The organism is Micromonospora tarensis (genome assembly GCF_016803395.1).
Classification (GTDB): Bacteria; Actinomycetota; Actinomycetes; order Mycobacteriales; family Micromonosporaceae; genus Micromonospora; species Micromonospora tarensis.
The window spans coordinates 1-9,139 of the sequence record NZ_JAEVHL010000257.1 but is presented as its reverse complement, the minus strand read 5'-3'; the positions used below and the strand labels follow the sequence as shown (position 1 = coordinate 9,139).

General features: G+C 72.8%; 9 protein-coding genes and 2 pseudogenes. 5 read left to right on the top strand and 6 right to left on the bottom strand.

Annotated features, from left to right (window positions below; translation table 11 throughout):
* The first annotated feature begins 5 nt into the window (after positions 1 to 5).
* Both JM949_RS38855 and JM949_RS30375 read left to right on the top strand, forming a co-directional pair.
* A pseudogene (locus tag JM949_RS38855) lies at positions 6 to 1,434 on the top strand (ABC transporter ATP-binding protein).
* Entirely contained in the window at positions 1,431 to 2,231 is an 801-nt protein-coding gene (locus JM949_RS30375) for an energy-coupling factor transporter transmembrane component T family protein (protein ID WP_203151554.1), read from the top strand. Before JM949_RS38855 ends, JM949_RS30375 begins: the two are co-directional and overlap by 4 nt.
* Positions 2,232 to 2,329: 98 nt before the next feature.
* Here the strand turns inward: JM949_RS30375 and JM949_RS30370 are convergent, their stop codons facing one another.
* A complete protein-coding gene (locus tag JM949_RS30370; protein ID WP_203151553.1) occupies positions 2,330 to 2,656 on the bottom strand; it encodes a hypothetical protein in 327 nt (108 codons plus the stop codon).
* A 290-nt stretch (positions 2,657 to 2,946) separates the two neighbouring features.
* Here JM949_RS30370 and JM949_RS30365 point away from each other — a divergent pair, with 290 nt between their 5' ends.
* The gene (locus tag JM949_RS30365) at positions 2,947 to 3,243 is read left to right on the top strand and encodes an MTH1187 family thiamine-binding protein (protein ID WP_203151552.1); all 297 of its coding nucleotides are present in this window, start codon (positions 2,947 to 2,949) and stop codon (positions 3,241 to 3,243) included.
* A gap of 123 nt (positions 3,244 to 3,366) precedes the next feature.
* Positions 3,367 to 4,809 (top strand): NADP-dependent phosphogluconate dehydrogenase, encoded by a 1,443-nt coding sequence (gene gndA / locus JM949_RS30360; protein WP_203151551.1) that lies wholly within the window; start codon positions 3,367 to 3,369, stop codon positions 4,807 to 4,809.
* A gap of 156 nt (positions 4,810 to 4,965) precedes the next feature.
* On the opposite strand, the gene JM949_RS30355 is transcribed toward gndA, so the two are convergent.
* From JM949_RS30355 to recO, 5 genes and pseudogenes are all read right to left on the bottom strand, one after another.
* Entirely contained in the window at positions 4,966 to 5,721 is a 756-nt protein-coding gene (locus JM949_RS30355) for a pirin family protein (RefSeq protein WP_309232398.1), read from the bottom strand.
* Positions 5,718 to 5,945: a thioredoxin reductase gene (locus JM949_RS30350; RefSeq protein WP_091409742.1), complete on the bottom strand. Its 228-nt coding sequence runs from the start codon at positions 5,943 to 5,945 to the stop codon at positions 5,718 to 5,720. Before JM949_RS30350 ends, JM949_RS30355 begins: the two co-directional genes overlap by 4 nt.
* A 224-nt stretch (positions 5,946 to 6,169) precedes the next feature.
* Positions 6,170 to 6,352 (bottom strand): annotated as a pseudogene (locus tag JM949_RS30345) (hypothetical protein); the annotation flags it as partial.
* A 71-nt stretch (positions 6,353 to 6,423) separates the two neighbouring features.
* Positions 6,424 to 7,236 (bottom strand): isoprenyl transferase, encoded by an 813-nt coding sequence (locus JM949_RS30340; RefSeq protein ID WP_203151550.1) that lies wholly within the window; start codon positions 7,234 to 7,236, stop codon positions 6,424 to 6,426.
* Positions 7,237 to 7,240: 4 nt separating this feature from the next.
* The gene (recO, locus tag JM949_RS30335; protein WP_203151549.1) at positions 7,241 to 8,107 is read right to left on the bottom strand and encodes a DNA repair protein RecO; all 867 of its coding nucleotides are present in this window, start codon (positions 8,105 to 8,107) and stop codon (positions 7,241 to 7,243) included.
* A 102-nt stretch (positions 8,108 to 8,209) separates the two neighbouring features.
* Between recO and JM949_RS30330 the strand changes: the two genes are divergently transcribed.
* Complete coding sequence (locus JM949_RS30330) at positions 8,210 to 9,016, top strand: DUF4097 family beta strand repeat-containing protein (protein ID WP_203151548.1); 807 nt, start codon at positions 8,210 to 8,212, stop codon at positions 9,014 to 9,016.
* Positions 9,017 to 9,139: the final 123 nt, after the last annotated feature.

The following is a 9,139-nucleotide window of genomic DNA, read 5'->3' as shown; positions in this document are numbered from 1 at the left end:
GTGGGTTGGTGGGCGGGTGTTGCTGCGGGGTTGGCTGGCGGCACGCTGGGCGGCGGGCCTGGGCGCTGCGCGGGGTGGACCTGCGGGTCGAGGCCGGGAGCGGGTGCTGCTGCTCGGGCCGTCGGGCGCCGGCAAGAGCACCCTGCTCAGCGCGCTCGCCGGGCTGCTGCCCGAAGACTCCGGCGAGCAGGAGGGCACCGTCGAGATCGACGGCCTCGACCGCGCAAGGGGCGGGAACGGGTCGGCATCGTCTTCCAGGACCCGGAAACCCAACTGGTGATGGCGCGCTGCGGCGACGACGTCGCGTTCGGGTTGGAGAACCGGGGCGTGCCGGCCGACGAGATCTGGTCCCGGGTGGACGAGGCGCTGGGCCGGGTCGGTTTCCCGTACTCCCGGGACCGCAACACCGCCGCGCTCTCCGGCGGCGAGCAGCAACGCCTCGCCCTGGCCGGCGCGCTGGCCCTGCGTCCCGCCCTGCTGCTGCTCGACGAACCGACCGCCAACCTCGACCCGGCCGGAGCCGACCTGGTCCGGCGGGCGGTGACCGGCGCACTGGACGCCGACACCACAGTGATCCTGGTCGAGCACCGGGTCGCCGAGGCACTGCCGCTTGTCGACCGGGTGGTCGTCCTGGAACCCGGCGGCGGCGTCCGCGCGGACGGCACGCCCGAGGCGGTCTTCGCCGCGCACGGCGCCGCCCTGGCCGCCGAGGGGGTCTGGGTGCCCGGTCACCCCATCGCGCCCCGGCCGGCCGCCGCCGGGCCCGGGGAGTTGCTGCTCACCGCCGACCGGCTCGGCCTGCCGCCCCGCCTGGGCTCCACCGACCTGGCGGTACGCGCCGGCGAGGCGCTCGCCGTACGCGGACCCAACGGCGCCGGGAAGTCCACCCTGGCGTTGCTGCTCGGCGGGCTGCTCCGGCCTGGCACCGGGCGGGTCACCGCGTCCGTCGAGCTGGCCGGCGTGGACCACCGCACTCCCCCGCACCGCTGGCGGGCCCCCGCACTGGCCCGACGGATCGGGTCGGTCTTCCAGGACCCGGAGCACCAGTTCGTCACCAGCACCGTCTTCGACGAGCTGGCGCTCGGCCCGCGCCGGACCGGTCAGCCCGAGGCGGTCATCAGCCAGACCGTGGCCGGGCTGCTGGAACGGCTGCGGCTGGACCGGCTCGCCGCCGCCAACCCGTACACCCTCTCGGGTGGTGAGGCGCGGCGGCTGAGCGTGGCGACCGCCCTGGCCACCGCGCCCCGCCTGCTGATCTGCGACGAACCCACCTTCGGCCAGGACCGGCGGACCTGGCGGGAGCTGGTCGACCTCTTCGCCGACCTGCGCGACGCCGGGCACGGCCTCGTGGCGGTCACCCACGACGCGGATTTCGTCGCCGCGCTCGCCGACCGCACGGTCACCCTGCGGCGGGCGTCGAACGGCGACCGATGATCAGCATCGAGCCGGTCGCCGCGCCCGACGCGCCGCTGGCCCGCCGCAACCCGGTGGCGAAGGTCGCCGCCGCCCTGGTCTTCTCGTTCACGCTGCTGGCGACCCTGGACCCGGTGGCACCGGCGATCGCCATCGCCATCGAGCTCGCCGTGCTGCCGCTGTTCGGCATCCGCTACCGGGTGCTGGCCCGACGGGCCTGGCCGCTGCTGCTCAGCGCCGCCGGCATCCTGGTCACCCTGGTGCTCTTCGCCGCCGACCGGTCCGGCCGGGTGCTGCTGGACGCCGGACCGGTACTGGTCAGCACCGGCGTGCTGCTCACCGCGCTCGGCCTGGTGCTGCGGGTGTTCGCGGTGGCGCTCCCCGGGGTGATCGTCTTCGCGACCACCGACCCCACCGACCTGGCCGACGCGTTGATCCAGAACGTCCGGGCGCCGGCCCGGTTCGCCATCGGGGCGCTGGCCGCGTTCCGGCTGGTGCCGCTGCTCGGCCAGGAGTGGCAGATGATCAGCATGGCGCGCCGGGCGCGGGGGGTCGACGCGGGACGCAACCCGGCGGCGAAGCTACGACTGTTCGCCTCCACCGCGTTCGCGCTGCTGGTCGGGGCGATCCGTCGGGGCACCCGGCTGGCGGTGGCGATGGACGCCCGCGGCTTCGACGCCGGCATCCCCCGTACCGTGGCCCGCCGGCAGCGCTTCACCCGCGCCGACACCCTCCTCGTCGTCGGCGCGCTGGTGCTGGCCGCGGCGGCACTGACCACCAGCGTCCTGGCCGGCACCTTCCGCCCGTTGCTCGGCTGACTCCCACCGCCCTCGCCGATCTCGCAGTTCCTGGCGCCGACAAAGGATGTCGGGTGGCAGCGGGATATGCAAGATCGACGAGGGCTGGGGGGTGGGGTTCAGCTGCGGCGGAAGGCGTAGCGGCGGGGTTGGCCTGTTCGCTGACTCTTGCCGCCCGCCGAGCGGGCAGCCCCGGCCTGGGGCGGGCCAGCTTTCGGTGCCGCCTGCTGTGGGTTGACCCTCGCGGGTGGCGACTGCACCACCGCGCGCACGTCGACCACCACCAGCTCGTCGGGCGCCGGCGCGGCGAGCGGCTCGACCGGCGGGACCGAGTCGACCGGCTGGGTTGGCGGGGCGGAAAGCGGGCCGTGACCGGCCGCCGGGGTGGTGCCCAGGGGCGTCACTTTCGGGGTACGGGACTTCTTCGGGTTACGCCTGGCAGGCATCCGGGCCTCCTTCGGTGCCGACCGGCACGGCCGGTCCCGCGCTGCGGCGGTCGGTCGGATCGGCTGGTGACCGTCGCGGCGCGACGATCGAGGGGGGAGGGACTGCTCACCGGGTCGGGCAGGGCCGACGCCGCCGCACGGCGGGACGGGAGATGCGGGACGCCCGGGAGCGCACGGACCGCGACGCGGGACGGCGGGCCGGCTCGGAAGATGGGGCGTCAGTTGCGCATGCCGGCACTGTAACCACCGCCCGCTCGGACGCGCAGCCGATTTACTGGCACGATCGGCACATGCTTGTCGCGTTCTCCATCACCCCGCTCGGCGGGGACGACTCGGTGGGCGACCTGGTCGCCGAAGCGGTACGGGTGGTCCGCGAGTCCGGCCTGCCCAACCGCACCGACGCCATGTTCACCACTGTCGAGGGCGAGTGGGACGAGGTGATGGCGGTGGTAAAGCGGGCGGTCGACGTGGTCGCCGCGCAGGCGCCCCGGGTGAGTGTGGTGCTCAAGGCCGACGTCCGGCCCGGGGTCACCGACGCGCTCAACGGCAAGGTCGCCCGGATCGAAGCACGTCTCGCCGAGGGCTGAACCAGTACTTCTGGTCGCTCCCGTCCCACTCCTTGTAACGGGAGCACGATCACTGGTCCGCATCGGCGCGCATGACGGTAAGTTTCCAAACGCCAATAGTGGTGACGAGAGGTGGCGGCACGGATGGCTGAACAGGCGAGGGCACAAATCGGTGTGACCGGGCTGGCGGTGATGGGTCGCAACGTGGCCCGCAACCTGGCCCGCAACGGCTTCACGGTGGCGGTGCACAACCGCTCGCCGGAGCGCACCCGCAGCCTGGTGGCCGAGCACGGCGACGAGGGCACGTTCATTCCGGGCGAGACGATGGCCGATTTCGTGGCGTCCCTGGAACGACCCCGCGCGGTCATCGTCATGGTCAAGGCCGGCGCGCCCACCGACGCGGTGATCGACGAGTTGGTGCCGCTGCTGGACGAGGGCGACATCATCGTCGACTGTGGCAACGCCCACTTCGCCGACACCCGCCGCCGCGAGGAGGCGCTGCGCGCGCAGGGGCTGCACTTCAGCGGCACCGGCGTCTCCGGCGGTGAGGAGGGAGCCCTGCTCGGGCCGAGCATCATGCCGGGCGGCTCCACCGAGTCGTACGCCAAGCTCGGGCCGATGTTCGAGAAGATCGCCGCCCAGGTGGACGGTGTGCCGTGCTGCCGGCACATCGGGCCGGACGGCGCCGGGCACTTCGTCAAGATGGTGCACAACGGCATCGAGTACGCCGACATGCAGCTCATCGCCGAGGCGTACGACCTGCTGCGGGCCGGCCTGGACGCGACGCCGGCGGAGATCGCGGAGATCTTCCGGGAGTGGAACAACGGCGAGCTGGAGTCGTTCCTCATCGAGATCACCGCCGATGTGCTCGCGCACACCGACGCGGCGACCGGTCGGGCGTTCGTGGACATCGTGCAGGACCGGGCCGAGCAGAAGGGCACCGGCCGGTGGACCGTGCAGAGCGCCCTGGACCTGGGCATCCCGATCACCGGGATCGCCGAGGCGACCTTCGCCCGCTCGCTCTCCGGGCACGTCGACCAGCGCGAGGCGGCCCGCCGGGCGTTCCCCGACGCGGGTGAGAAGTGGCAGGTCACCGACCGGGAGGCGTTCGTCGAGGACGTCCGCCGGGCACTGCTCGCCTCCAAGATCGTTGCGTACGCGCAGGGCTTCGACCACGTCCGCGCCGGCAGCCAGGAGTACAACTGGGACATCGACCTCGGCGGCACCGCGACGATCTGGCGGGGCGGCTGCATCATCCGGGCCCGGTTCCTGGACCGCATCCGGGAGGCGTACGACGAGCAGCCGGACCTGCCGACGCTGCTGGTGGCACCGTACTTCGCCGAGGCGGTCAGCGCCGGGGTGCCGAGCTGGCGGCGGGTGGTGGGCGACGCGACCCGGGCCGGCGTGCCGACGCCCGCGTTCTCGTCGTCGCTCGCGTACTTCGACGCGTTGCGCGCGGAGCGGTTGCCCGCCGCGCTGATCCAGGGCCTGCGCGACAACTTCGGCGCGCACACCTACCAGCGGGTGGACCGGGAGGGCTCGTTCCACACCACCTGGGCGGGCGAGCGCACCGAGTCGCCGGCGTAACAAACCCGGACGCCTCGCCGAGCGCCGCCGCCCGGCGCGCCCGGCGAGATCGTGCTTGATCCATGATGTGGTGGCCTCCCGTCTCGGGGAGGCCACCACATCCGTGTTCGAGCGCGATCAATGGAGCCCGCCGGGTGCTTTCTCGACGAGCAGCGGTCAGGCGACCGTCGCGTGCATCTCCCAGACGAGGATCTCGGCCGGTTCGTCGGCGGTGACCCGCCGACCGCCGGTCATGGTGAGTCGGGCCGCGTCGCCGCTGCCGAGCGGGCCACTGCCTTCGAGGGTCACCGTGCCGTTTGGCACGTAGAGGTGCACGTAGGGCGCGTCCGGGATGGTGACCTCGTCACCGGGGGCGAGCCGGGCGGCGTGCAGGGTCGCGTACCGGTTGCGGATCCGGATCGCGCAGGCGCCGTCGTACCTGTCCATTCCGGAGGCGACCGGCACCAGGCCACCGCGTAACAGCTCGTCCTCGATCTCCAGCTGCTCGTAGCCGGGATCGACGCCCTGCTCGTCGGGGAGCACCCACATCTGCACGAAGTGCACCGGGTCGCTGTGCGGCTCCTGGTTGTTGAGCCGCCAGGCGTCGTTCTTCTCCGAGTGCAGGATGCCGGTGCCGGCGCTCATCCGCTGCGCCAGGCCGGGGTAGATCACCCCGGAGTGCCCGGTGGAGTCCTGGTGCACCAGGGAACCGCGCAGCACCCAGGTGACGATCTCCATGTCCTGGTGGGGGTGGGTCTCGAAACCGGCACCCGGGCGCACCACGTCGTCGTTGTTGACCAGCAGCAGGCCGTGGTGGGTATTGGCCGGGTCGTAGTGCCGGGAGAACGAGAACGAGTGCTTGGAGTCCAGCCAGGAGATCCGGGTGGCGAACCGGTCCTCGGCGCGACGGATGTCGACCGCGGGGGCGGTCACCAGGCACGCTGCCCGGCGTCGGGGGTCGACGGCGCCCAGGTCAGCGCCGGCTCGCCGGTGGCCAGTTCGGCGATCTCGCCGGTCCGCAGCTGCGGCGTGTGGCCGAATTCGGCGCAGTGCTGTTCGGCGATCTCGGCGCAGATCTCGGCCACCTGCTCACAGATCGGGTCGCCCAGGTCGGCCGCGTTCAACGCCATGATCATCTTGAACCGGAGATCCCGCATCCGCACCCCAACCGCCGTCGGCCCGCCACCTCCGGACCCTACCCGCCGCCGGTTGCCCCCCGCCTGGGAACAACGGCAGACCGCCACCTACCGCCCACCCCTCGGCGCCGTCGACTCCCCCGGACCGGCGGTCAGCGAGTCCGGTCACGGCGTGGGCGTGGGCGCGGGCTGGGAAGAAAGCCGCGCGCACGGGTGCGGGGGCGGCCGGGGGGTCGGAGGGTCGAGAAGAAGCGGCGGCGCTTGGCCTTCTGCGGGCGGAGCAGGTCCGCGCCCCTGGTCAGCAGTCGGGTGGCCCCGGAGGGACCACGCCGGGTCTCCAGGGTGTGGCTGAGCCGACGGGCGCCGGCAGCCGCCAGTGGCACCGCGACCGCCATCACCGCCCACTGGGCAATGCGCTTCTGGATCATGTGGGTTCACCTCCGTCAGTGGCTTCTGACGTCTCTGATACCCAGAGTGACGTGCGGATAAGCGCCCCGGTTCAGAGCACCGGCGCGACCGGGTTGGGCAGCGCGCCACCGAAGCGCCGGTCCCGCTGCGCGTACAGCTCGCAGGCGTACCAGAGGTGGCGGCGGTCGAAGTCCGGCCAGAGCGTGTCCAGGAAGACCAACTCGGCGTACGCGGTCTGCCAGAGCAGGAAGTTCGAGATCCGCTCCTCCCCGGAGGGGCGCAGGAAAAGGTCCACCTCCGGGATCTCCGGGTGGTAGAGGTACTTCGCCACGGTCTTCTCGGTGACCTTCGCCGGGTCGAGCCGGCCGGCCGCCACGTCTCTGGCGATCGCCGCGGCGGCGTCACCGATCTCGGCCTGCCCGCCGTAGTTGACGCAGAACTGCAGGGTCAACGTCGAGTTGTCGCGGGACATCTCCTCGGCGGTCTGCAACTCCGAGATGACGCTCTTCCACAACCGCCCGGGCCGACCCGACCAGACCACCCGTACGCCCAGGTCGACCAGCTGGTCGCGGCGGCGACGGATCACGTCCCGGTTGAACCCCATCAGGAACCGGACCTCGTCCGGCGAACGCCGCCAGTTCTCGGTGGAGAACGCGTAGGCCGACAGGTACGGGATGCCCATCTCGATCGCGCCCTCGATGGTGTCGAAGAGGCTGTGCTCCCCCGCCTCGTGCCCCTTGGTGCGGGGCAGGCCGCGGTCCTTGGCCCAGCGGCCGTTGCCGTCCATCACCACTGCCACGTGCCTCGGCACCGCCTCGGCCGGCAGCGCCGGCGGCCGGGCCCCGGACGGGTGTGGCACCGGCGGGCTCGGCTCCCGCCGGCCAGCCTTCTTCGATCGGATCACTCGGTCACTCCCTGTTCGCACCGTCCGCCCCGGCCTCGACGTCGCCGCGTGGCCGGAGCACCACGGCCCCGGTGCCCTCCGGCGGCGAGGCCGTGCCGGCCGCCGAGGCACCCCGGTCGACCAGCGGCAGCGAGCGTAGCGCGCGCTCCAGGTGCCACTGCAGGTGAGCCGCGACCAGCCCACTGCACTCGCGGCGTACGGCGGAATCGGTGGCGTCGGCGAGCACCCAGTCGCCGGTGGTCAGCGCGGACATCAGATCGATGGTGGCCGGCGCGGGATGAGCGGCTCCGGGTGGCCGACAATCCGGACAGACCGCGCCGCCTGCCGGCACCGAGAACGCCCGGTGCCGCCCCGGAGTGCCACAGACCGCGCAGGCGACCAGCGCCGGTGCCCAGCCCGCCAGCGACATCCCGCGCAGCAGGTACGCGTCGAGCACCAGGGTGGTGGCGTGCTCGCCCCGGGACAGCGCCTTCAGCGCCCCCACGGTGAGCTGGAACAGCCGCAGCGACGGCTCCCGCTCCACCGGGGTGAGCCGCTCGGCTGTCTCGGCGATCGCACTCGCCGCGGTGTAGCGCGGATAGTCCCCGAGAAACCGTTTGCCGTACAGGTCGATGCCCTCGACCTGGCTGACGGTGTGCAGGGCGCTGCCCTGGTTGCCCTTCGGGTCACCGGCGAGCTGGAGGTCGACATGGCCGAACGGCTCCAACCGGGCACCGAACTTGCTGGTGGTGCGCCGGATCCCCCGGGCCACCGCGCGCAGCCGGCCGTGCCGGCGGGTGAGCAGGGTGATGATCCGGTCGGACTCGCCGAGCTTCTGCACACGCAGCACCACCGCGTCGTCGCGGTAGAGCTGTCGGCGGTACCCGGCCATCGGGCCATTCTCCCTCGGGGTGTGAAATCAGGGTCGGCTCGGGGTGGATGCTCGGATGAACCCCGATGCGCCGGCCTCGTCGCCGGCCGTAGCGTGCTGGCCATGGCACTGCACCGCACCACCACCCCGCGCTCTCGGCGCGTCGGCACCCCCGTCGCGCTGGGGCTCGCCACCACCCTCATCGTCCTCGCCGGGTGCGACAACCTGGCGATGCGTCGGCTCGACTACGACGACACCGAGCCGGTGACGATCACCACGATCCGGGTGTTGCCGGGTGCGGGTGACGTGATCGTCCGGGGCAGCGGCACGGCGGGCGAGGCGCGGATCAAGCGCGTGGTGCGCTACCAGGGCGGCGAGCCCCAGGCCCGATACGAGATCAAGGGCGCCGAACTGGTGTTGGACACCGACTGCGGCGACCGGTGCTCCGTCTCCTACGAGGTGACAGTCCCGGAGGGCGTGACGCTCCAGGGCGAGTCCGGCTCCGGTGACCTCGAGCTGAGCAAGATCGGCGCGGTGGACTTTCGACTGGGCTCGGGCGATGCGCGGGTCATCGGCGCCACCGGCGCGGTCAAGCTGGAGACCGGCTCCGGCGACATCGAGGTCAGCGAGGTCAACGGGGCCGTCCGCCTGCGCGCCGGGTCGGGTGACATCACCGCGCGTCGGCTCGGTGGCACGACGGACGCCGAGGCCGGTTCCGGCAATGTCACAGTCGAGCTGGACAAGCCTGCCGCCGCGCGGGCGCACGCGTCCAGCGGCGATGTGACGCTGCTGGTGCCGGCGGGCAGCTACCAGGTACGGTCCCACACCGGTTCCGGTGACGCGCAGGTCACCGTCGCCGACGACCCGGCCGCGTCAGTGGTGCTCGACGGTTCGACAGGTAGCGGCGACGTGACGATCAGCCAGCGTTGATCTCGACGCCGACCGGCTCCCCGGCCACCCGCTGGGCCGGCACCACGGCCCGGTCGGTGACGCCGCCCGCCCGGTCCGGCACTCGACCGGGCAGGCGGCGACGCCGCGTCGGACCCGACGACG

Bases quoted from the DNA above. Each gene is read 5' to 3' on its own strand.
- JM949_RS30375 (WP_203151554.1), top strand. From the start codon at position 1,431: ATGATCAGCATCGAGCCGGTCGCCGCGCCCGACGCGCCGCTGGCCCGC.
- JM949_RS30370 (WP_203151553.1), bottom strand. From the start codon at position 2,656: ATGCCTGCCAGGCGTAACCCGAAGAAGTCCCGTACCCCGAAAGTGACG.
- JM949_RS30365 (WP_203151552.1), top strand. From the start codon at position 2,947: ATGCTTGTCGCGTTCTCCATCACCCCGCTCGGCGGGGACGACTCGGTG.
- gndA (WP_203151551.1), top strand. From the start codon at position 3,367: ATGGCTGAACAGGCGAGGGCACAAATCGGTGTGACCGGGCTGGCGGTG.
- JM949_RS30350 (WP_091409742.1), bottom strand. From the start codon at position 5,945: ATGCGGGATCTCCGGTTCAAGATGATCATGGCGTTGAACGCGGCCGAC.
- recO (WP_203151549.1), bottom strand. From the start codon at position 8,107: ATGGCCGGGTACCGCCGACAGCTCTACCGCGACGACGCGGTGGTGCTG.
- JM949_RS30330 (WP_203151548.1), top strand. From the start codon at position 8,210: ATGGCACTGCACCGCACCACCACCCCGCGCTCTCGGCGCGTCGGCACC.